The following is a 21,872-nucleotide window of genomic DNA, read 5'->3' as shown; positions in this document are numbered from 1 at the left end:
TGTTTTTAATTTTACTGGCTCGCTGCTGTTCTTTGATTATCTGATCAGCTACACCCTTCATCGAATCTTCGTATCTCATATTATTCACCTACTCTTCCTCAACGCCCAGTGATGGTTTAAATCTTTTATCTTTTGCCTGCGGTACCACTATCTCATAAAAATAAAATCCTAAATATCCAAGTGCCTGCTTCTTCATTTTATAAAAAGAAGTCCTGCCTACGCCTAACTCCTGCTGTACTTCCACATCTGTCTTATTATAATGACTGCAAAAGCAGGAATGAAGAATCTCACTGAGCATCACACCATTCGGTGCATAGAACTTTACCAGTGTCATTCCACGATAGATCATATCTGACAAGCCGTAAATAATCATCAGGTTATTCATTTCCCGGTGCATCTTTGGCACATTCAGCTGATTGTTATAAATGCTCAGATAACTCAACGCATATGCCATATCTTCATTGATTTTCTCCTGGCACTCCATATCCAATTCTTCTAACACAATCTGATTTTCCAAAATCAATTTCTGATAGCTTGTCATCAGTTCCTTGATATCTGTATAATGTCTCTCCATCGTTACTTCCAGATAATCCTGTGCATGGCTTGCCATCTGGAAGGTAATCTCTTTCATTGATTTAATTGCATAATCTCTGTCTGTCATCAGTTTCAAAATCTCCTTATCATCATCACACTAACTGGCGGTCTTTCAGACCAGTTCGCTTTCCCCATGATTTTGATGGGAAGCAATTACTTACTACAACTTGCAGAAGCGGATATCCAAAAGGCATTGTGGGAGCTGCCTTTGCTGACCGGAATCCATCTTCTTATGTAAAACCTACAGGAATATAAAGGGAAAGTGACTATCCCTGCCGGTTAATAATCCAAATAATATCGTCTATACCAATCTCTCCTTATGCTGTTTTTCTCTCCATAAACCATTTATCCACTTCATAAAACAAATGGCTTTCCTGTCCCTGTATCATACAGGTATACATCATTCCTACACCGCCTGCCTTTCTGCTGGCACATCGCTCAATTTTCAAAATTCTGTCAATGTTATATTTTTTTCCATCTTCCCAGGTGAAAAATATAGGAACCAGTTTTCCGTCTTTCCGAAACTCTGCCACTACATCTACATACACTTTATTCATACCGACACCTCACTATAAGATCTCTATTGCTCTTGGCGATGCCGGAATCCTTCGGATATATCCGTTTTGTTCCAACTGCTTAATTCTGGAAAAAGCAGATGACGTTGATCTTACTCCGATCAGTTTTCCAAATTCCCGAACTGTCGGCGGATATCCATGCTCCTTCGTATAATTCAAAATGCACTGATAGCTTTCTTCCTGTTTTCTGGTTAATGTCTGTTTCAAATCTATCCCTCCCATTATCCATGAAAATAACTGTGTGGATGAACTGTATGTGTACCAGCGTCCAAGTGGGATAAGACTTTATCCTGATACATAACTGCTCTCTGTATACTGAAATAACCAAACCGTCGTCTGATCTCATCTACAGTGCGATCCATCTTTTCCAATTTTTCCTGTTTCTCTTGATTACCAAAAAGTTCCAACTGGACGGGAATATCATCCAACACAAGATCTACTGCTCGAATACCAAGGCTTCTGATTGGATGCTCCCATTTATAATAATCCTTAAACAATTGAAATGCTGCTGTAACAATCTCATCTGTTATATTTGTTGGATGATGTAATTGTTTCTGCCTCGAAAAACGAAACAAGCCATTGTCTCGGACCGTAATTTCTATCGTTTTGCATTTAAAACCATGTTTTCTTAATCTTGCTGCAACGCTTTCTGCCAGTGCCATCTGAATGATCCAGACATCCAGATCATCTTCTAAATCTCTTGGAGTTGTGGTACTATTACCAATTGACTTCACCGGAGCTGTATACCCATCTTTGCAAACTGGATCATCGTCCCAGCCATTTGCAAATGACCATAACACAATTCCCATCTTTCCAAAATGGCTTTCTAACATTGCTTCATCACTTTCTGCAAGTTCCCCAATGGTTCGAATCCCCAGCTTCTGAAGTTTCTTCCGAGTCTGTCTTCCAACATAAAGCAGATCCGATGCAGGAAGCTGCCAAATCATACTTTTATAATTCTCCCGGTTAAACTCTGTAATCGCATCTGGCTTTTTGTAATCTGAACCAAGTTTCGCATAAATCTTATTCCAGGAAATTCCAATACTTACCGTTACACCCAGTTCGTATTTAATCCGATGGCTGATTTCTCTTGCAATCGTTATTCCGCTTCCTTTCAGATTTCTACTGGCTGATACATCCAGCCAGGCTTCATCAATCCCATATGGCTCGATCTTGTCCGTATACTCCGAATAGATTTCTCTTGCCATCTGTGAAAATCTCAAATACAAGTCCATCCGTGGTGGCACAAAAATGATTTCCGGACAAATCTGTTTTGCCTGCCATAATGCCATTCCGGTCTTTACACCTTTTCGCTTTGCAATATAATTTGCTGTCAGCACAATTCCATGTCTGGCTTCCGGATCACCGCCAACTGCAAGAGGCATTCCGGCAAATTCCGGGTGATGCAGCATTTCCACACTTGCATAAAATGAATTCATGTCGCTATGAAGAATTGTCCTGTCTCCCATTAACTCCACCACCTTCTCTCTGTTTGGTTTATTGTCTTATCAATTTCTGTATGCTTAGTATATATCTCCGTATTGGAGATAGTCAAGCGACATCTTGGTCGTATTATCTCCTTTTCGGAGATTTTTCTTGATTTTTGATTTTATTCGGGTTATAATGCATATAGAAAAATCAAAAAGAAATGAGGCGAACATATGCGTGCTTTCGGAGAAGTATTAGTAGAAAACAGAAAAAGGAAAGGCTACTCCCAGGCGGATCTGGTGGACTTACTTGCTCAGGAAGGAATTGAAGTTACTACGAAAGCAGTCTCCAAATGGGAGAATCTAACAAGAGAACCCTCCTTACACACAATCCTGACAGTTTGTCAGATTTTAGATATTGAAGATATATACGAAGAATTTTTAGGTGAAAATCCATTTGATCATGTCATGGAAAATTTGAATGAAGACGGCAAAGCTAAGATTATTGAATTTGCCAATCTTCTGCGGGCGTCCAGAAAGTATCTTCCGCATAGAGCCGATATCATTCCATTTGAAAATTATCAGCCGATTGCAGTAGAGCCAGCTTCTGCCGGTACTGGAAATTATATTGAAGACAGTGTAAAAGAAAGTTACAATGTCGGTCATCTCGCACCTGAAAAGACGGATTTTGGAATCCGTATATCTGGTGACAGTATGGAACCAATGTATCATACCGGAGATGTTGCATGGGTTCATAAACAAGACAGTATCTCCAACGGTGAAATCGGTATCTTCTATCTCAATGGCAATACCTATATCAAAGAGCTACATGACGGTCCGGATGGAGTTTATCTGGTTTCATTGAATGAAAAGTATCATCCAATCCAGATTTATGAATCTGATTCTTTTAAAATCTTTGGGAAAGTAATCGGAAAATGCAAAGGAGCAGAAATCCCTGGTTTTCATTAAAGATCAACTGCAGACTTCTAGCCTGCTCTTGCTGAAAATAATAAAGGAAGTGATAAAATGGCAATTAACAACACACTTAAAGATATCCGTGAAGAACGAAATCTCGTTCAGGCAGATCTTGCAAAAGCTGTCGGTTCTTGCAGTGATACCATCGGACGCATTGAGCGTGGTGAGCGAAATGCCTCTCTCGAAATTGCAATCCGTCTGGCACATTATCTGAAAATGCCAGTAGAAGAGATTTTTCAAATTGAAGACTGAACCGCAAATATCAGAAAACCGAGGACTGTTCCCCGGTTTTTCTTTTTCGCTAAACTATTTAGAGTCCTTTTACAAACTCAACTGCATTTTTTATATCTTTTCCATCTGGATGTCCTTTTGCTATACCACCCACCAGTTTAAATGGGCCAAATGTGTCATAGCCCTTGCATCCGAATTTTCCGATTGCTGTAGAATGCTTCTTGCCCAAAATCTGCTCTATGGATTTATAATTCGCACTTCCACCATAAGTACAGATCAGAAATACCCCTTTGTCGTCCGGTAGATTCTTCTCTGCAAATCCCAATATCGACTGATGAAATTTTGAAAAATAGATTCCTGATGCAAACCCAATCGTATCATAACTGCTCAGATCTGCATCTGGCTGTTTTACAGCATCAATCAAATCAACCTGACACTCTTCTGCAATGCTCTTTACTAATTTCTCTGTGTTTCCATGATGCACAGATGAATATACGATTACCTTTCTCATCATTCTTCCTTTCCTCTATTCCCATCAATCATATCATAGCTCATATCCAAAAAATCTAATGTCTTTGCTTCACTTACTGAACCATCCAGTAAAATTGTGATCCAGTGCTGTTTGTTCATATGGTATCCTGGCAAAAATCCAAAGGTCTGAATAATCATACTTGTCATTTCCGGATCACATTTTACATCCATAATATCGACAAATTCATTTCCTTCTAATCCTAGTTTGCATTTTTCAACGCTCATGACCACAGCATACCATTTTCCATTCTTATGTCGCAACACAGCATTATCTGGTGATTGTGCCCATAAATACTCCGGCATCGTACCATACTGTTTCTTCACATATTCAAAAATTTCTTCTTTCTTCACAATCTATTCAACTCCTGATTCTCCTGATATCCTGCCCATAATCATACCATATTTTCACTTCCCGTGCTACCTGCCAAATTCTTTTGCATTTTCCCGGTTCTCCTGACTTTAACTAATAGAGGGGTAAAACAGCAAGGACAGGAAGTGAGGATACACTTCCGGGAAATCCCAATTTAGGGTACCCTGCCCTAAATTGAAAAACGTTGAAAGCAACGATACTACTGTCCTCTCAGAAAGGAGAACCCACCAATGGCTGAAAGAAAGAGAAACAAAGAAATCCATTTTTATGTCACCGAAGAAGAAAGGAAGCTTATACGCAGGAAGATGATAGAATCAAAAACCAAAAACATGGGAGCTTATCTGCGTAAGATGGCAATCGACGGTTACATCGTCAACACCGATACCACCCCACTGAAGAAACAGTATGAGGAAATGCACAAGATTGGTGTAAATATCAACCAGATTGCAAAAAAGGTAAATACCACCGGAGATCTATATCCAGAAGAAATGCAAGAATTGAAAGAGATGGTGAAAGAATTATGGCGTATCTTAAAATCTTCCCCATTAAGGTAACTGACAAGAAAGCTCTGGACTATATTACAAATCCAGATAAGACAGATGAAAAACTGTTAGTTTCCAGTTTTGGCTGTTCCCCGGAAACTGCAGATCTTGAATTTTCTATGACAAGAGAAATGGCAAAAAAGAATGGAATGGATAAAGGCGATAACCTGGCATTTCATCTGATCCAATCATTTAAACCTGGAGAAGTTGATGCCGAAAATGCCCATCGCTTAGGTCAACAATTTGCTGACGAAGTGCTGAAAGGAAAATATGAGTACGTGATCAGCACACACGTTGACAAAAATCATATTCACAATCATATCATCTTCAACGCTGCAAGCTTTGTTGATCATCACAAGTATGTTTCCAATAAGCGGAGCTACCATAAACTCTGCAGAATCAGTAATCGTATCTGCCATGAAAATGGACTTGCCACCAGCATGCCAACCGGAGAAAAAGGTACAAGCTATAAAGAGAACATGGAATATCATCGTGGCACCAGTTGGAAAGCCAAGCTACGTGTCGCAGTTGATAAATCAATCTGGACTTCCATCAACTATGAGGAATTTCTGCAAAAGATGCAGTTAGCCGGATATGAAGTCCGGCAGGGAAAGCACCTGTCCTTCCGTGCACCGGAGCAGAAGAACTTCACTTATATGAAATCTCTCGGAAGCTATTATTCCGAAGAAAATGTTCGCATCCGTCTGGCTAAAAATCGTAGCAAAGTAAAAACTCCAAGACATCTGTCCAGAGAAGCTCGCTTGTATATCAATATCTCCACTTATGTCACAACTGGAAATCGAGAGGGATTTGAACGATGGGCAAAGCTCAATAATCTAAAAGAGGCAGCCCGCACCTTCAACTATCTTTCCGAAAATAACTTGCTGAATTATGACGATTTCAGGCAGCATGTATCTGACATTGAAGCTTCTGTGAAAGTTGCCGACCAAAGAATAGCACAAATCAACAGTGAGCTGAGCACGCAGAAAGTCATTCAGAAACACTGCAATTCTTACCGGCTTTGTCGTAAAGTAATTGAAGATTGTAAATCTGCTAAAAATCCAAAAGCATACCGCACCAAACATCAGGCAGAATACCAGCTCCACGATTCACTAAAAAAAGAGCTTCAGGATCTCGGTATCACCAAAATCCCAAGCTCTAATAAAATCCAGAAGCGGATTGAAAATCTTGAATCTGAACAGGATGCTACTGTCCGGGAAAAACAGGAATTGCAGAAAAAGCAGAAAACCCTAGAGATCATTCAGCAAAATTTCACTGTACTGCTCGATGCTCCAGAGATCAGTTCAGACTTACTTCCGGCAAAAAAGGAACCTGTTTCTGTCACAAGAGAAAAATAAGATTGCACTGGCAACTCACTCATTTTCTTCCAAATCTTCCCAAGGTTTCAAATCCTTTTCCTCCCAGGTGACACCATACGGTGCACCTCCGGAGGTATAACCAGCAATACAGAAAAATCGGTCATCTTGCAAGATCTCTTCTTTGGTCAGATTATCTCTTGCTTCTTTTTTCCGTTTTGCTCGCCTCTGTTTCCTCTTTTGTTTCGCAACAGCTGCTTTTTCTTCCGGCGTTTTCCTATGTCCTTTTGCCATAAGTGTTTCTAGTGTAATTCCACTCTGAATGTCTTTTAGTATACGAGTTTCATACCCTGTTTCACGTTTCTCAACAATTCTATAGTATGATGAACATAAAAGATTCGGTGAATCAACATTGTACTAATACTTTTTTTCAACCGAAGTTTTCAATTTTTCAAAAGCTTCTTCACTGATTACATGTTCTATCCGACAGGCATCTCTTTCTGCAGTTTCCCGATCAACCCCGACAGCTACAAGCTGCTCCGTAAAGAACTGATGGCGTTCATAAATTTTCTCGGCAACCTCCCGCCCGGCATTAGTCAGATTGAGGTATCCATCTTCATCGACAGTCAGGAAACCGCCATTCTTTAACACACCTACTGCATGGCTGATGCTCGGTTTACTGAATCCCATGTGCCGGGCAAGATCAATGGATCGGACCATACCCTGCTTCTTTTGAAGAATCAGCACAGCCTCCAGATAATCCTCCCCGGACGCATGAATCTTCATCGGTTCCTCCTTTATGCAAGGCTCCAGCCGGAAGCCTTTTTACGGATATTTACAAAATCCTGATAAATCCCGGCTTTTGCCATAAGCTCGTCATGGGTTCCCTGTTCGCTGATCCGTCCATCAGAGATCACCAAAATCTGATCTGCCTGACGGATGGTATTCAGGCGATGTGCAATCACAAGTAATGTTTTACCCTTTACCAGCTCATTGATTGCCTCCTGGATATAGCTTTCATTATCGGTATCAACACTTGCAGTCGCTTCATCCAGAATGACAATCGGTGCGTCCTTCAAAATGCATCGGGCGATAGAGATTCTTTGCTTTTCGCCGCCGGACAGAGTAGCGCCGCCTTCACCGATGACTGTCTGGAATCCATCTGGCAGCGCCATGATAAAATCATAGCAGCGGGCTTTTTTTGCAGCCTCATAGACTTCTTCCTCGGTAGCGTCCGGTTTACCCATGCTGATATTGTTGTAAATGGTATCCTGGAACAAGTACACCCTCTGGAAAACCATGCTGATCTGTTCCATCAGTTCGGCGAGAGGTACATCCCGAATATCTGTACCACGGATTGTCACTTTGCCGGATTTCACATCCCACAGCCGCGCCAGAAGGTTCGCAATCGTGGATTTGCCACCGCCAGACGGTCCCACAAGTGCGGTCATGGTATTCTTCTGCATAGAGAAGCTGATGTTGTGCAGGACTTCCTTGTCCTGATAGGCGAAGCCCACATCGCTAAATTGTACTTCTGGCTGATCCGGCTGTGCCTGTGACAGAATATGTTGATTTCCGTTATCGGGAAGTTCGGGCTCGTCCAAAACAGCTTCAATGCGGTCTAATGCGGCATTCATCACGGTCAGTCGGGTTGCTTCTCCATAAAGAGCTTTCAGAGGTCCAAAGAGATCAAAGACAAACAGCAGCACGCCCAAAAGATAAGCCAGGGAGAGTACGCCTTCCTGATGTAAAAAAACGGATAAACCGAAGATAGCGGCAATACCCACGCCATAGAGAATGTTTAAGCCAGTGGTCCACGGTGTCATTTTCTGCTCAAACTTCGTATTGACATCCCTTGATTTTTTGAAGTTTTCCGTTAATTCGTCAGATTTTTCTCCGAGCAGATTGTAACTTTTGATAACCCCAATTCCTTCAGCAAAAGACAAGACCGCATCCGTCAAATTCTCGCTTTGGTTTTGACGCCCGACAGCCTCCTTGAAGGAAACCTTATTCATATATTTTGCAACCAGTGATGCCAGCAAGGTAATGATTACCGCAATCAGCCCAAGTCTCCAATCCAGTACGAACATAAAAACAGCTAAAACCAAAGTAGACAGCATATAGCTCATCATGTTGCCAATGGTACTCATAGAAACTTCCTCAATGAATACCATATCCGTACTGAGAACAGAGCTGATTTTTCCAATATTCCCCGATGTAAAGTAACCCATCGGCATTTTTCTTAAATGATTTCCCAACTCCATCCGTTTATCAGCAAAGATCATAAATCCAGCGGCACTTTGCAGACGGTCGCTCAAATAGTGAACCACTGTCTGAACCACTACAACAGCTAATAATCCAAGTCCGACAAACAGACAGGTCTTTCCAGTCAGCGTATTATCAGCAAACCCGGCCAAGACAATAAACGCCATGAAGATCGGCATTTTGGAGAGAATGGACTCGACAAATGCACATAGAAATGCAGCCTGAATACGGCTTTTATACCTCCCGGAGAGGTTCAGGATTCTTGAAATCAATGCAAACATTTATCTTCCCTCCTTTGCAGTAGATACTTTCCACTCGGCGCTGTCCTGAGCCGCTTTCCACAACTTTTGGTATTCTGGGCAAGCTTGAATCAGCTCCTGATGTTTTCCGGTTGCCACCATCTTTCCGTGATCCATAACGCATATTTGATCTGCGTTCATTATAGCGGGAAGTTTGTGAGCGATAACTACCAAGGTTTTTCCCTCCACCAGCTCCGCAATAGCAGCCTCCATTTTTTCCTCATTTTCTGGATCAGCATAGGCCGTAGCCTCGTCAAGCACTACAATCGGGGCATCCTTCAATATTGCCCGCGCCAGGGAAATTCGCTGGCGCTGCCCCCCGGAAAGCATTTTCCCCGCATCGCCCGCCATGGAGTGAATACCTTGCGGCAGCTTTTCCAGAAACTCCATACACCGGGCTTTCTTCGCCGCCTGCATTACTTCCTCATCGGTAGCATCCAAACGTCCAAGACGGATATTTTCCAGCAGGGAGGTGTTAAACAGGTACTGATCCTGAGCCACATAGGAAATGCGGCTGTTCAATGCCTCCAGGCTCATATCACAAAGTTTATGCCCGCCAATGGAAATGCTCCCTTTCTGCGGGTCATAGTAGTGGATCAACAGTTTTGCAAGGGTGCTCTTGCCAGAACCGGATTCACCAACTAGGGCAGTTTTTTGTCCTGCTTGTGCCACAAAGGTAATATCGTGGAGGACTTCGTTTTCCGCTATTATCGGTTTCCCATCTGGGCCAGGCTGTGTCGTCTGATACGCAAAGGAAACATGATCGTAAGAAATGTTAAAATCCTGTCCGTGGAAATCATCCTCAGCAGCTTGCAGCGGTGCCGTATTTAACATCTGTTCAAGTGCCGTGATCTTATAATTCAGATTCGGAATCGTCTCCATAAAGCCCAGTGCTTTCAGGAGAGGAATCCCAATGCTGAGGGAAAGGCAGAGGACTAAAATCAAATCAGGTAAAGTGCTTATGCCACAGAGAACAAACCATGCCCCAAGAGGCAAAGTCAGAATAACAGTGCAGGGCAGTAGACTTCCGTATATCGCCATCCAGGGCCAGGCGGCCTTATACCATGCCAAGGTATAATCCCGATAGTCCGTTACATCCTTGCGGAAGTTCTCGTAAGATTCGCTCTCCCGGTTGAAAACCTTGACAACCTCCATACCATTGATGTACTCAATGATCGTGTTGTTCATTTTCTGTGCAGACTGATAGTAGGGACCCATGCGCTTCATTCCAACAGAGTACATAATGACCATGGAGAGCAGGCTGATCGGGATAGAGGCCAAAGACATAAGAGCCAGTTTCCAGTCCGCACAAAACATAGCAACATAAATCACCAGCGGGATCAGTAAATTTGCGATACCCTCTGGGACTGAATGAGCAAGGAGCAATTCCAAGCTGTCCACATCATCGACAAACAGCTTTTTGATTGTCCCTGTCCCTTTTTCCTCCACAATGCCAAGGGGAAGTTTCTCAAACTTCTTTTGCAGAGATACCCGCAGCCGCAACAATGTGTTATATGCTGCTTTATGAGAAATTGATAATCCCCATCCATAAAAAAACGCCTGCAAAACAAGACAGATCAAAACCCCTATAACACGCAATAAAACAAATTCTGTTTCAACAGAATCGCCCATAACCAATGGCGAAATGACCTGATAGGCCAGCACAAAAGGCAGGATACCCGTAAGAACGCTGACCAGTACGACAACCGTGGCCACATACATATTTTTCTTATATGGCCCTGCGTACTCAAAGATTTTTTTGAACATAAGCCCTCCTTATATTGAGCCGTACTGTCTGTGCTTCAAAAACAAGAGGCCGCCAAAGTAAAGTGGCCTCTTATCATTATCTTTCTGTCCAGTCAAGGCGGCCCTGACATTCATAATTTCTAAAATTCACTGGCGGATTCGGAAAAAATCCAAAACCTTTTTACTGCCGGATTCGTCCAATGGATAGCTTTCTTTTACTTGCCCTTTTTCCATATGGACTACATACGAACATCCCGCCATCACCAACTCCGGATCATGCGTAATAACAAGAAGCGTTTTGCCCTGATCCGCGAGTGACTTCAAACTCCGCGCAACTTCCCTCATATGTTTGAGATCAAGCCCGCTTGTTGGTTCGTCAAACACAATGATCTCCCGGTTACTCACAATGGCAGACGCGATCGCTACCCGCTGTTTTTGCCCGCCGGAAAGAGAAAGCGGGTGCCTGTCTTTATATTCCAGCAGATCAAACTGTTTAAGGATTTTATCCACAACAGTTTCATCCTTGTTGTCCATGCTCAGAAGCACTTCATCCGCCACGCTTTCGGTAAATAGCTGATGGCTGGTATCCTGCATTACCATGTAGCAATGTTTGAGCCGGGCTTTCCAATCAAGGGTTTTCCCCTCAACCTGCAAAAAGCCACACTTCTTTTCCAGTCCGCAAATACAGCGGGCCAGAGTAGATTTTCCAGCGCCATTCAGACCGATAATGGCAATCGTTTCTCCAACAGGCAGTTCTGCACTCGGAATATGGAGGCTTTCCGGTTCCCGCTTTTTATACGCAAAGCAGAAATTTTGAAATTCCATCTGTTTAGCTGTATGCGCCTGATACTGATTCGCAGGCTTCAACTTCGAGAGAGAAAACGGCCGCAGCCCTATTTCTTTTCGAGTGCCATCCGATAAGCTGTCAAATTCAGCAGGCGTGTATTCCCGTTCAATCTCCCCATCTTTTACATACAGCACACGATCTGCAAGATCGTGAAGGTAGTAAAGGCGGTGTTCTGCGATCAGAATTGTTTTGCCCTGCTTTTTCCAGAGGCTTAGGACCTGCCGCAGGTCATCAATAGCAGCCATATCCAAATTAGAAGATGGTTCGTCCAGGACCATAATTCCCGGCAGCAATACACTTGATGAAGCACAGGCTATTTTTTGCTTTTCGCCTCCGGACAGAGCAAACACGCTTCGCCCCATCAAATCTTCAATATGATAATCGGAAACTGTCCGGTCAATCCTTTTCAGGATATCCTCCTGAGGATAGCCTAAATTTTCACAGGCAAAGGCTAATTCACTATCCGTATCCACGTTGAAAAACTGACTTTTGGGATTCTGGAATACAGATCCCACCATAGCAGCCAAGTCATAAAGCGGCGTATCTGATACGCTTTTTCCGTCCAGAAGGACATCGCCCTCTAATTTGCCCTCGTAATAATGAGGCACCAGCCCGTTTACCAAACGGGTAATCGTTGTTTTCCCACAGCCGGATTCTCCCGTGAGTAAAACAAATTCCCCTGTGTTTATGGTGAGATTGACATTTCTAATCCCTCCGCCGCTGGATTCTTCACCATAAGAAAAAGAAACATTTTGAAAATCTATCATGGCAAAATCCCTCCTGCGGAAATTATCGGGGAAGCAATCGCCCAAAACACTACAAAGCAACAAAACAAGATCAGCACCACATCGGCAAAATTGAATTTAAGCTGGCAAATGTTTGTGCGTTTGACAGGAGCGCCGAGGCCACGGGTAATTGCCGCAGCGGAAAGTTCCTCACCGATTTTCACGGAGCAGGTAATCATCGGGATCAGCTTATACTCCAATATTTTTGAAGATTTTTTCCCTCCAAGTTTAATCCCACGCATTTTCATAGCGTCACTGATTGCTTCTGACTCCTGAAAGACAGTTGGAAAGAAGCGGAACATGACCGTTAAGGGGATCGTCACTTCTTTAGGCATATGGATTCTTTCCATGCCGGAAATCAATTCACTGACCGTTGTTGTTTTCACTGCATAGGCAGCAATCGCAACACTGGGAAGGATTCGGCAGAAGAATCCTATTGTAAACAGAACAAGGAAATTCAATATCCCCGTAAGGTGCGGCAAAACATAAATTTGGACAGCATAAAAAACAGAAAACACAGCAATATAGCCCACAGCTTTTGCACATTGTTTCGAGGTAAGCAGCAATATAGCCGGAACCACACAAAGAACAAGGCGGATCAGTCCCATAGCTTCTCCGCCTGTTCCACCCATGACAAAAATGCTTATGATGAAGATGAGCAACAGTTTTGTACGCGGATCGAGCCGCAACCCTTGTTCTGTTTTTTTGCTGAGCAGAATTTCCCGCGCCATTATGCAATACCGGCACGCTGGAAGTGCTTTTTGCAAATGGCTTTCCCAATCATACCTCCGACAAGGCCAAACACAAAGCAGGCAACCAGCAAAATAGGCGCAATCCACATAGGCATATATGTATTAAGGGTAGCTGCATATTCAGCGCCGTATCCTTCAGTCAGCATTACCATATAGCTTTCACGGTTCAGGAAAATGGGAGCAAAGTTGCCAAACACCCAGATGCTGAACACACCGCAGGAAAGAACTGTACTCTTTGCACTTTTGTAGTCTGCCTTTTTCAGGATCACGTCAGCCAACAGGCCGCCAACAAGACCAGTTACCATAGTAAGATAGCCGTTGCCGAAGAACACCATGATTAGGCCAATCAGGAAACCCATGATTGCAGTCATCCCGAATTTTTTAGCCTTTGTAACATACAGCATATAGGGGATGCCGCCAATCAAAGGACACAGCACCGCCATCAGCGGAATAAAAATGGGGATGAAGCCAAGCATCGCCACCAGCATAACAATGACGACATAGATGACGGTGTAGATGCCGATAGTAATTAAATCTTTTCCCTCAAGCCGGGAACTTTTTTTCTGGGAACTCATACCAGTATCCTCCTATCTAAAAAATGGTGTAGTTAGCATTTTCTAACTACACCACATATAATAACAATTTACGCCTACATTTCCAACCCAAAAACGGTTTTATTCTACCCAAAATCGGTATTTTTTAATTTTAACCAATCGTATTTTCCGTTTTATAGTTTTTAGGAATTACCCCATACTTCTTTTTGAATGCCGCAGCAAAGTTACTCGGTTTTGAATAGCCTACAAATGCTGCCACCTGACTTACGTTCAAATTACTTTCTAATAGTAGACTTGCCGCCTTTTCCAATCGCTGATCTATAATATACGCATGAACCGATGTTCCAAACAGCGAGGAAAAACCCTTTGACAATTTTGAAGTACTAATATTGACTTTTCGCGCCAATTCCTCACAACTTGGTGCCAAAGCAAGCTGACTGTCAATGATTCTCTTCGCTTCTATGATGGATTCTCGGTCACTTCTGGAAATTGCTATATAAGTTGACGCAAGAATACTCAGTTCCAAAATCTCACTCAAATATACAGATAACAACTCAAAAACTTTGCTTTCCAAAAACAGGTATCCCAATCCGCCGCGATATTGCGTGAAGTCTTTCAGTTCCGCAAAAATGTGCTCCATATAGGGAGTAATACCTACTTTTGATATACCTTCCAATAGTTTTTTCTGATAAACCTCAATCTCACCAACATCAAAATAGTCATTCATAATTTTACGGAAATACGACAGTGGTACTTTTACATTTTTGAAAAGGAAATCGTTTTGTTTGGAATAGCACAGATATTCCATTTTCCCGTGTCCACGATAAATACAGGACTCACCTTTTTGTATGCTGATACTTTGTCGGCTATCTGCAATATTCCAGGAAACACCATCATTGAAGCAGAACAACATTTGAATGTATTCTTCGCTACTCACTCCCTGCACGTTCATATCTGAAAAATAATTCATTTTCCAGTCCGAAACAACTGCTCCCTGTTTCGTGACCACCTGTAAAATCTGCCCTGTCCCCATGTCTGCTGGAATATCTATGGTTATTGTCTGCGGTGAATTAGAGAGCAGATCACGATAAAGATTATTCATGTATTGGTTTGTCATGTACAAGCATTCCTCCCGAAGTTAGATAAGACTAATTAAATTTTACAACTTCCAAAGTAAAAAGTCAAATTTTGTAATCATGTAAAAAGCAGACACTACTTAATGTAAATTACAAACTTCACTTACTTCCATTTCTTTCTGCATCTCACAAGACGATAAAGTCACTTTTAAAACCCATTGTACTGACAATTTAATATTAATTCTCATTATTCTCCCTGCACATCGCTAAATTATCTTATAAATATGGCATTTTAGGAACACCTGACAGTTCGAGAGTTAATTTTATCTGAAGTTCATATTTATCGTGCTTTTATTGCAAGTAATAATGTTTCTGATAATTTAGCTGTTCTAAAGTGCATTTTTGTCAATTGGTTTAAAATTTTTTCCACACTCTGATAATTCCACGACATTAGGCTATCTACAGTACTAACTATGTTTTTACCACAAAAAACTTTATAGGTCAATCTCCATGTCCATTGATCCATCCCCACTTGCTTTATATCGGTAATATACGTCTCATAGCGCAATCTTCCTTGAGTAGCCACCGATATTCTGCTTCCTACTGGCGCAACAAGAAATTTCGGTTCTAAAAGTTCTATCAGGATTGGGACATTTATATTCAAATTTTTATCTAATTTATACAATAATTTTTCTTGTTCATCCCTTTTTAAATGACCAAGTACTCCCATGCACATTACACCACTTATTTTATCTCGAAATGAATATTTACCTACATCTATCGGCAATAGAGAAATTCTCTCTTTAACTTCATTATGCTCCATTAATCTTGCCATAAACGCTGTTCTCATATAAGCCGATGGTTCTAAAGCAATTATTTCTTTATCACATATCATATTAGCCATCTCTATTGTTGTTTTTCCAGTTCCTGCACCTATATCCAAAATGATTCCATCTAAATCCTTAACCATATCAGCAAATTTGTTTAAAACAATTTTTTTGTTCCCTATCTGTGAAAGAGCTGATAAATCATAAAATTCTACTGTCTCTCCGTATACATTCTCAATTTCATTCAATCCCGTCATTCTCCTTTTTTATTAAATGTCTTTTTTCCAAATCATAAAATATATTTTTTATGTCACCAAAATTGTCATAATCAACGATATTCATATAGCCCACTTTCTGACATATTTCAGACCATAATTTTGATACATATATTTGATATTGCGCCATGGACATTTTTTCTGTTCTATTTTGCTTAAATAAAATCTCTAAAGCTTTCTTTACTGCATCCGGCCATATTTGTTCAAACGTTTCTTTTACTGATGGTAACATTACATTTCCTATAGTAACACCAGAGGGTATATTTACTTCCTCTTCTACATTAATACTTAGTGTTCCATATTCATCTCTTGGCATATGCAAGAAAGGAAGCCATATTACCGGACCATGGGTATTGACCAGACAGAGCCGCCCTGTGGAAAATGTCAATTCTATTCTATGATATAAATGTAATGGATGGTCTATATCGTTACGATCCACATTGGTATTCACTATAAATGTTACCGGAACCATTCCAATTATACCACTAATAACTCTGTTACCCCCTCCTGCCATAGAAGTTGTATAAGATTCTGCTACATTTCCCAATTTCCATGTTGATAAGCCTCCCAACGCACACCCCAATATATCTATTCCATCATATAATACATGTATAGCGCATTCCAAGGATGCATTTATAAGATGAGCATGTTTACTTATTATTTGTGCCGCCTCTAAAAAATCTCGAATTGGCTTGATATACCGATAAAATGGATTCAACATAAAAGCGGCACTTCCGGATTCTCTTATACAATTAACAATTTCTACCTCATGAGCAGGATGTTCTAATAATGTTGGTATCCCTTTTGCAAGTATACTTTTAGCTATATTGGCACCGTTTCCACCTCCAGCCGCATTAGGTACAACTACACATGCTGCATCAACATTTTGATTTATTTCTTTAATATCCGTATACATTGGCACATTTAGATTCTTTGAAAGAAGTCTGGATCTATCGCTTCCTTTTCCCAATATACCCATAAGCTCATATTCTTTACTTTCTGCAATAGCTTTCAAATAAATTTTCCCAAATCCTGTTCCACATACTAAAATCTGTTTTTTCTTCATATCTTTCCCTCTGATTTGAACTTATCTATTTTTTTAAGTTCATCTAACACTTGATATTTTTCAAGATAACTTGCCATTGTATAAATTCCATCCTTCCTAGGCATTTCAAATATTGCATTGGCAGTAATCGCTAATATTTCGCCAGTTAAAACACTCGGATTTTTTCCTTCAAAATAAATGCATCTACTATCATTTCCTTTATTTTGTCTTACCCATATAAAAGCTTTTTGGTTGCTATTTTTCTGTCCCATTAATGCATTTACTAAATCTTTTTTTTGACAATGCGCCTTATTTACTATTGAAAATAAACTTACAGGTGCCGCCGTATATGAATCAATATTAAGCATATATTTCCCTTGTATAATTTCTTGAATTTCTTCTGTAACATATGGCAATATAGATAATTTCGAAATTCTTGTTGGAAGATTCAGCGGACTTCTTTTCTGAGCAGGTAAAATTTTTCCATTTCGCACACATGCCATAGGAATTCCAGCTTTATAACTTTTTATTTCTTCCACATAATCGATTGCGGCAGCTTTTGAAAAATTATAGACACCTCCAATAATCATCTCTATTAAGTCATCATTGAAAGCTTCTTTAAGCACAGAAGACAACATCCATCCTGATAACCCCGGAAATATTCCCGAACCAACTATAGCGGTACCTTTCATGCTAGAATTCCTCATTTTTCTAATTAAATGAATTCCTCCTGGGTCAACATACGGAATATTCTCTGCCATTGCTCCAAGTAACATTTTTTCACTATAGTCTGCGGAAGGTCCGATTGCTCCTATTACCAAATCACTTCCTTTAAAGAATTTTCCAATATTACTTTCCTTATCAATATCAAGTTCAAATAATTGGATGTTGGGAGCCATATACATTCCTGTATCTTTTATTGTTTCTATATTCCGTACACTGACTCTTAATGAATAGCCTAACTTACTTAAAACCTTACACGCTGTCACACCAACAGTACCTGTTCCGCCAAGAATACAGATTGTTCTGCGATTATTTATCATTTTCTAGTTCCCTCATAATAATATCAAAAATGTCATTACTATTAGATTCAAATTCTCTAACGTTACCTAAAACAGCCTTTTCCCAAGATTTAATAGCAACTGAATTTCCGTCAATTATGCTTATATCTCCTAAATATAAATCACTTTCTTTTGCTTTAGATGGATTTATTAAAAAAATGCGGTTAATAATAATGTTTTCCCCCAATAGTTCACTTGCCTTAGTTATGCATAAAGAAGCCATTTCGGAAAAGGCAATAATATATTTCTTTTTAACATTTATGTCTTCATGACATCTTTCAATTATTTCTTGCCCTCCCACTCTCTTACAACTTATGTTTGAAGCGCTCAACTTTTCTATAAGAACATCTCTTATTTCATTTTCGTTATCCCCAAATATATATACAACAGTATATGAATTTCTTGTTTGATTTCCTGCATTACTATGCATTTGATTTTTTGAAGGATTTTTACAATCCGATATATACTGAGCAATCCCCATAATTGTTGGCATCGTCAACGATGCCCGTAATATTTCATCAAATCTCATGCCTTGTGCTTCTTGTATGTCACTAACTATGCGCCCAGAAATCTGAGATAATAACAAAGAATCAAGTCCATTTTCTAATAAATTATCTTCATAATCAATATAATCATTTCCAGAAATAGAGCATACGATTTTTTTGATACTTTTAGCAAGTTCTACATATTCCTTCTTTTGCGAAATTAAAGTTGCTTTTGCATTATGCTTTACCTTGATGTTCTTTTGTATACTCTCTGCCAGTCCTTTTCTGTCTATTTTGCCATTAGTAGAAAGTGGAAAACTCTCTACATTTACAAACTCTGAAGGAATCATTGCTGGTGGCAAAAAAAAGGCTAACTGCTTTCTGTATTCTTCTTTCGTATAGGAAATGCTCGATATTTTATTTTTTATAAAAGCTATCAGCACACCCTTCCCTATACTTTGATTATAAACCACGCAACAATCTTCAATATTTTGCATTCCACGTATTGCATTTTCTATTTCCGCAATTTCTATTCTATGCCCATTGATTTTTACCTGATTATCTAATCTGCCTAAAAATTCAATGTCGCCATTCTCTACATATCTTCCATTATCTCCAGTGAGATAAATCCTGTTCTTTTCTTCTTCCAGATAAACAAATTTTTCTTTTGTTAATATTGTATCTCCTAAATAGCCTTCTGCCAAAGAATATCCTCCTATGGCAATTTGCCCCGAAACATATTCCGGACAAATTCTCAATTCCTCGTCTACAACTCCCATCCACTGTCCAAGCAAAGCTTTTCCATATAATATAGTAGGCCTTTCTTCTATTTCATCAATTTCATGATATATAGACCAAATCCCACCTTCCGTAGCGCCTCCCAAACTAATCATTTGAGCGTTGGTCATAATCTTTCTTAGTCTTCCTGGCAGACTAGTATTTATCCAATCTCCGGATAACAGTACTAATCTAACTGTCGGATAACTCTCCGATTTAGACGCAAAAGCATCTAACATTTCCGCCTGTGCTGGAACACTATTCCACAAGGTCACTTTGTATTCATTAAGTAATCTGCCCCAATGGGATGCATCTGGTCCTTTTTCTGGATTCGGTAATACTAATGTTCCACCAACTCCCAATACACTAAATATATCAAATACAGAAAGATCAAATGACAGTTCCGCAATACCAAGGATTGTATCCTCTTCCGAGATATTATACATATTTTCAATAGATATAAGAGTATTTTGTGCCGCAGTATGTGACATTACTACACCTTTAGGCTCTCCTGTAGAGCCAGAAGTAAATATTACATATGCAATAGGATTTTGGAATTCTGGATGCTTTTCTAATCGGTATTCCAAATTCTGAAGTATCATATTTACTTTTTTCTCATCCAATTCCACAATAACATTTGCTTTTGATAAAATTTTTTCTTGTCGTGCCAATGGCTGTTTTATATCAATAGGTAAATAAGAAAATCCAGCAATCAAAACACCCATTACTGCTGCAATTTGATTTACAGATTTTTTCATTCTTATCGCAACCAGTCCAGTTCTATTTTCCACAAATTCTTTTCTTAAATAACCTGCTATATATTCTGCTCTTTCCAACAATTCTCCATATGTCACTGTTTCAACAGCATCTATTACGGCAGTTTTATTAGAATTCTTTTTCGCATACTTAACAAATCTCTGTTGAATACGAGATTGATTCGTAATACCTTTATTTCGTTCGCAAATTACTTTTTTCTTACTCGCACTTGGCACTATAATTTCCAATGGATTCTTCCATTCTTCCGAATGTTTTATTCCAAGTATTCTTATTGTTTCAGTAAAAGACTCAAACATCTCCGTTACAATAGATTCTTTTATCGCACCTTTTCTTGTATCCCAGCTTATCATCAGGCCTTTTTCTTGATCTTCTGAATCTATCTCATCGACTATCTGACAATCAATCCATACTTGAGGGGTATGACTAAACCCATATTCAATAGTGCCTACAGTGCCATCAGTCTTCAAAACCCCTGTAAATACGATCGGCATTAATAATTCCTTTTCTTCAGACACTTTACTCAGTTCTCTTAGCACTTCGACACCAGAAAAAGAATTATGCTCTAAATCCTCCATCAATCTTTTTGTAATTTCTTTGACTCTTTCTATAAAACTCATATTTTGAGTTACATTTACTTCTAGCAAGTTCACTGCTGTAAAGTCTCCTACTATGGAATTAGTATTATTTCCGATAGTTGGTCTATTTTGAATTGGTAAATTGAGTGTAAAATGTTTATTCGAACTCCACCTTGAAATAACTTCTGCGTATATACCAATAAGCACCGATGAAACTGTTACTCCGTATTCTCCTGCAATTTCCTTTATACGTTTCCAGTCAGACTGATTAATATGTTTCTGAAATCGATAAAATTCATATGTATTTTCACACTTATCTGCGGCTCGTCCATCTTGTGGAAGAATTGGAGCCTCCGGTAATTTTTTCAGTCTTTCTAACCAATACATTCTATCCTGATGCCATTTTAAACTTCCTTTACGTTGTTGATTGAACATTGCATAATCTGAAAACTTATACCTTATTTTTTCTAATGAAGCTCCTTTCAAAAGTTCTCCCATTTCAGAAATCAGAAGTTGCACACTTGCAAAATCTGAAACAATTAAATCAACAAGTAGATGGAAAAAATTTCCTTCTATACGCTTCGTTATTAGCACTTTAAATAATGGAGGTTCCTCCGTATGAAAAACATATTCACTAAAATCTTCCCTAATCTTAGATAAAGTATCTACTTTTTCCCTCTCTGCCATTTTTTGTAGATTTACTATTTTAATTTCATAATCAATCTCATCTCTCTCTAAAATTTCAAATCCGACCTCTGTTACTTTCGCTCTTAGCATTTCATGCCTATTTACCAATACTTTCCAAGCTCTTGATAGTTCTTCTGCACTGTAGGAACCAAAATCAACCTCAATATATCCTTTACATCCAATTCCACCCCACTTCACAGCTTCTGTTTTTCCAACTAAATAGGCTGCTTGCACATCAGTCAAAGGATATACATTAGTTTCATAATCATTATCCGTAATAAACTCGTCTATCGTTTGTTTTTTCTTCAAAATTTCAATTATTTCTTCTTTATATTTTTTAACTTTCTCTTTAGAATTTTCTGTAAAATTCCCTTTGGAATCTTTATATTTTAATTTTCCATCAACAGTTTCAAAAGTAACGCCTTTTTTTTCAAGCTCTACTAATAATTCTCCTGCTACTTTTTTCGTGTCCTGCATT

The 21,872-nt window shown here is 39.6% G+C and carries 22 protein-coding genes; 4 read left to right on the top strand and 18 right to left on the bottom strand.

The window, feature by feature from the left end; genetic code table 11:
* Positions 1-88: 88 nt before the first annotated feature.
* The 4 genes from G5B12_RS13220 to dinB all read right to left on the bottom strand — a co-directional run bounded on the left by G5B12_RS13220 (position 89) and on the right by dinB (position 2,638).
* Complete coding sequence (locus G5B12_RS13220; RefSeq protein WP_054335622.1) at positions 89-661, bottom strand: hypothetical protein; 573 nt, start codon at positions 659-661, stop codon at positions 89-91.
* Positions 662-911: 250 nt separating this feature from the next.
* Entirely contained in the window at positions 912-1,151 is a 240-nt protein-coding gene (locus tag G5B12_RS13215; protein WP_138344135.1) for a hypothetical protein, read from the bottom strand.
* Positions 1,152-1,163: 12 nt separating this feature from the next.
* Positions 1,164-1,376: a DNA-binding protein gene (locus G5B12_RS13210; protein WP_117457280.1), complete on the bottom strand. Its 213-nt coding sequence runs from the start codon at positions 1,374-1,376 to the stop codon at positions 1,164-1,166.
* A gap of 14 nt (positions 1,377-1,390) precedes the next feature.
* Entirely contained in the window at positions 1,391-2,638 is a 1,248-nt protein-coding gene (gene dinB, locus G5B12_RS13205) for a DNA polymerase IV (protein ID WP_138344134.1), read from the bottom strand.
* Between the two features lie 192 nt (positions 2,639-2,830).
* Here dinB and G5B12_RS13200 point away from each other — a divergent pair, with 192 nt between their 5' ends.
* Both G5B12_RS13200 and G5B12_RS13195 read left to right on the top strand, forming a co-directional pair.
* The gene (locus tag G5B12_RS13200) at positions 2,831-3,565 is read left to right on the top strand and encodes an XRE family transcriptional regulator (RefSeq protein WP_117457278.1); all 735 of its coding nucleotides are present in this window, start codon (positions 2,831-2,833) and stop codon (positions 3,563-3,565) included.
* A gap of 57 nt (positions 3,566-3,622) precedes the next feature.
* The gene (locus G5B12_RS13195; protein ID WP_054335619.1) at positions 3,623-3,823 is read left to right on the top strand and encodes a helix-turn-helix transcriptional regulator; all 201 of its coding nucleotides are present in this window, start codon (positions 3,623-3,625) and stop codon (positions 3,821-3,823) included.
* Positions 3,824-3,881: 58 nt separating this feature from the next.
* Here G5B12_RS13195 and G5B12_RS13190 read toward each other — a convergent pair whose 3' ends face one another.
* Positions 3,882-4,313: a flavodoxin family protein gene (locus G5B12_RS13190; protein ID WP_054335660.1), complete on the bottom strand. Its 432-nt coding sequence runs from the start codon at positions 4,311-4,313 to the stop codon at positions 3,882-3,884.
* Positions 4,313-4,684 carry an MmcQ/YjbR family DNA-binding protein gene (locus G5B12_RS13185; protein ID WP_054335618.1) on the bottom strand — a complete coding sequence of 124 codons (372 nt, stop codon included), beginning with the start codon at positions 4,682-4,684 and terminating at the stop codon, positions 4,313-4,315. The genes G5B12_RS13190 and G5B12_RS13185 overlap by 1 nt, the downstream gene beginning before the upstream one ends.
* A 249-nt stretch (positions 4,685-4,933) precedes the next feature.
* Here G5B12_RS13185 and G5B12_RS13180 point away from each other — a divergent pair, with 249 nt between their 5' ends.
* Positions 4,934-5,257, top strand: coding sequence for a MobC family plasmid mobilization relaxosome protein (locus tag G5B12_RS13180; RefSeq protein ID WP_015528451.1), 324 nt, complete (start codon positions 4,934-4,936; stop codon positions 5,255-5,257).
* Positions 5,224-6,603 carry a relaxase/mobilization nuclease domain-containing protein gene (locus G5B12_RS13175; protein WP_138344133.1) on the top strand — a complete coding sequence of 460 codons (1,380 nt, stop codon included), beginning with the start codon at positions 5,224-5,226 and terminating at the stop codon, positions 6,601-6,603. Before G5B12_RS13180 ends, G5B12_RS13175 begins: the two co-directional genes overlap by 34 nt.
* A gap of 15 nt (positions 6,604-6,618) precedes the next feature.
* Here the strand turns inward: G5B12_RS13175 and G5B12_RS13170 are convergent, their stop codons facing one another.
* The 12 genes from G5B12_RS13170 to G5B12_RS13115 all read right to left on the bottom strand — a co-directional run bounded on the left by G5B12_RS13170 (position 6,619) and on the right by G5B12_RS13115 (position 21,871).
* The gene (locus G5B12_RS13170; RefSeq protein WP_015528449.1) at positions 6,619-6,855 is read right to left on the bottom strand and encodes a hypothetical protein; all 237 of its coding nucleotides are present in this window, start codon (positions 6,853-6,855) and stop codon (positions 6,619-6,621) included.
* Positions 6,856-6,978: 123 nt separating this feature from the next.
* Positions 6,979-7,347 carry a metal-dependent transcriptional regulator gene (locus G5B12_RS13165; RefSeq protein ID WP_015528448.1) on the bottom strand — a complete coding sequence of 123 codons (369 nt, stop codon included), beginning with the start codon at positions 7,345-7,347 and terminating at the stop codon, positions 6,979-6,981.
* 11 nt (positions 7,348-7,358) lie between these two features.
* Positions 7,359-9,107 (bottom strand): ABC transporter ATP-binding protein, encoded by a 1,749-nt coding sequence (locus tag G5B12_RS13160; protein WP_015528447.1) that lies wholly within the window; start codon positions 9,105-9,107, stop codon positions 7,359-7,361.
* Positions 9,108-10,892 carry an ABC transporter ATP-binding protein gene (locus tag G5B12_RS13155; protein WP_138344132.1) on the bottom strand — a complete coding sequence of 595 codons (1,785 nt, stop codon included), beginning with the start codon at positions 10,890-10,892 and terminating at the stop codon, positions 9,108-9,110.
* Between the two features lie 126 nt (positions 10,893-11,018).
* Entirely contained in the window at positions 11,019-12,485 is a 1,467-nt protein-coding gene (locus tag G5B12_RS13150; RefSeq protein ID WP_054335617.1) for an ABC transporter ATP-binding protein, read from the bottom strand.
* The gene (locus G5B12_RS13145; RefSeq protein ID WP_055222061.1) at positions 12,482-13,234 is read right to left on the bottom strand and encodes an energy-coupling factor transporter transmembrane component T; all 753 of its coding nucleotides are present in this window, start codon (positions 13,232-13,234) and stop codon (positions 12,482-12,484) included. The genes G5B12_RS13150 and G5B12_RS13145 overlap by 4 nt, the downstream gene beginning before the upstream one ends.
* Positions 13,234-13,830 carry an MptD family putative ECF transporter S component gene (locus tag G5B12_RS13140; protein ID WP_015535748.1) on the bottom strand — a complete coding sequence of 199 codons (597 nt, stop codon included), beginning with the start codon at positions 13,828-13,830 and terminating at the stop codon, positions 13,234-13,236. The genes G5B12_RS13145 and G5B12_RS13140 overlap by 1 nt, the downstream gene beginning before the upstream one ends.
* A 130-nt stretch (positions 13,831-13,960) precedes the next feature.
* Positions 13,961-14,926: a helix-turn-helix domain-containing protein gene (locus tag G5B12_RS13135; RefSeq protein WP_015528443.1), complete on the bottom strand. Its 966-nt coding sequence runs from the start codon at positions 14,924-14,926 to the stop codon at positions 13,961-13,963.
* Between the two features lie 299 nt (positions 14,927-15,225).
* Entirely contained in the window at positions 15,226-15,960 is a 735-nt protein-coding gene (locus G5B12_RS13130; RefSeq protein ID WP_055222064.1) for a class I SAM-dependent methyltransferase, read from the bottom strand.
* Positions 15,953-17,053, bottom strand: coding sequence for a Gfo/Idh/MocA family oxidoreductase (locus G5B12_RS13125; RefSeq protein ID WP_055222066.1), 1,101 nt, complete (start codon positions 17,051-17,053; stop codon positions 15,953-15,955). Before G5B12_RS13125 ends, G5B12_RS13130 begins: the two co-directional genes overlap by 8 nt.
* On the bottom strand, positions 17,050-18,075 hold the full coding sequence (locus G5B12_RS13120; RefSeq protein WP_118721479.1) for an NmrA family NAD(P)-binding protein: 1,026 nt from the start codon (positions 18,073-18,075) through the stop codon (positions 17,050-17,052). The genes G5B12_RS13125 and G5B12_RS13120 overlap by 4 nt, the downstream gene beginning before the upstream one ends.
* Complete coding sequence (locus G5B12_RS13115; protein WP_138344131.1) at positions 18,065-21,871, bottom strand: amino acid adenylation domain-containing protein; 3,807 nt, start codon at positions 21,869-21,871, stop codon at positions 18,065-18,067. Before G5B12_RS13115 ends, G5B12_RS13120 begins: the two co-directional genes overlap by 11 nt.
* Between the last annotated feature and the right edge of the window lies 1 nt (position 21,872).

It is taken from the genome of Blautia sp. MSK.20.85, from assembly GCF_013317245.1.
Lineage (GTDB): Bacteria > Bacillota > Clostridia > Lachnospirales > Lachnospiraceae > Blautia_A.
This window is presented reverse-complemented; position numbering and strand designations above follow the sequence as displayed.

Bases quoted from the DNA above. Each gene is read 5' to 3' on its own strand.
- G5B12_RS13150 (WP_054335617.1), bottom strand. From the start codon at position 12,485: ATGATAGATTTTCAAAATGTTTCTTTTTCTTATGGTGAAGAATCCAGC.
- G5B12_RS13195 (WP_054335619.1), top strand. From the start codon at position 3,623: ATGGCAATTAACAACACACTTAAAGATATCCGTGAAGAACGAAATCTC.
- G5B12_RS13125 (WP_055222066.1), bottom strand. From the start codon at position 17,053: ATGAAGAAAAAACAGATTTTAGTATGTGGAACAGGATTTGGGAAAATT.
- G5B12_RS13175 (WP_138344133.1), top strand. From the start codon at position 5,224: ATGGCGTATCTTAAAATCTTCCCCATTAAGGTAACTGACAAGAAAGCT.
- G5B12_RS13140 (WP_015535748.1), bottom strand. From the start codon at position 13,830: ATGAGTTCCCAGAAAAAAAGTTCCCGGCTTGAGGGAAAAGATTTAATT.
- G5B12_RS13160 (WP_015528447.1), bottom strand. From the start codon at position 9,107: ATGTTTGCATTGATTTCAAGAATCCTGAACCTCTCCGGGAGGTATAAA.
- G5B12_RS13200 (WP_117457278.1), top strand. From the start codon at position 2,831: ATGCGTGCTTTCGGAGAAGTATTAGTAGAAAACAGAAAAAGGAAAGGC.
- G5B12_RS13180 (WP_015528451.1), top strand. From the start codon at position 4,934: ATGGCTGAAAGAAAGAGAAACAAAGAAATCCATTTTTATGTCACCGAA.
- G5B12_RS13155 (WP_138344132.1), bottom strand. From the start codon at position 10,892: ATGTTCAAAAAAATCTTTGAGTACGCAGGGCCATATAAGAAAAATATG.
- G5B12_RS13115 (WP_138344131.1), bottom strand. From the start codon at position 21,871: ATGCAGGACACGAAAAAAGTAGCAGGAGAATTATTAGTAGAGCTTGAA.
- G5B12_RS13135 (WP_015528443.1), bottom strand. From the start codon at position 14,926: ATGACAAACCAATACATGAATAATCTTTATCGTGATCTGCTCTCTAAT.
- dinB (WP_138344134.1), bottom strand. From the start codon at position 2,638: ATGGGAGACAGGACAATTCTTCATAGCGACATGAATTCATTTTATGCA.
- G5B12_RS13165 (WP_015528448.1), bottom strand. From the start codon at position 7,347: ATGAAGATTCATGCGTCCGGGGAGGATTATCTGGAGGCTGTGCTGATT.
- G5B12_RS13120 (WP_118721479.1), bottom strand. From the start codon at position 18,075: ATGATAAATAATCGCAGAACAATCTGTATTCTTGGCGGAACAGGTACT.
- G5B12_RS13145 (WP_055222061.1), bottom strand. From the start codon at position 13,234: ATGGCGCGGGAAATTCTGCTCAGCAAAAAAACAGAACAAGGGTTGCGG.
- G5B12_RS13190 (WP_054335660.1), bottom strand. From the start codon at position 4,313: ATGAGAAAGGTAATCGTATATTCATCTGTGCATCATGGAAACACAGAG.
- G5B12_RS13220 (WP_054335622.1), bottom strand. From the start codon at position 661: ATGACAGACAGAGATTATGCAATTAAATCAATGAAAGAGATTACCTTC.
- G5B12_RS13215 (WP_138344135.1), bottom strand. From the start codon at position 1,151: ATGAATAAAGTGTATGTAGATGTAGTGGCAGAGTTTCGGAAAGACGGA.
- G5B12_RS13170 (WP_015528449.1), bottom strand. From the start codon at position 6,855: ATGGCAAAAGGACATAGGAAAACGCCGGAAGAAAAAGCAGCTGTTGCG.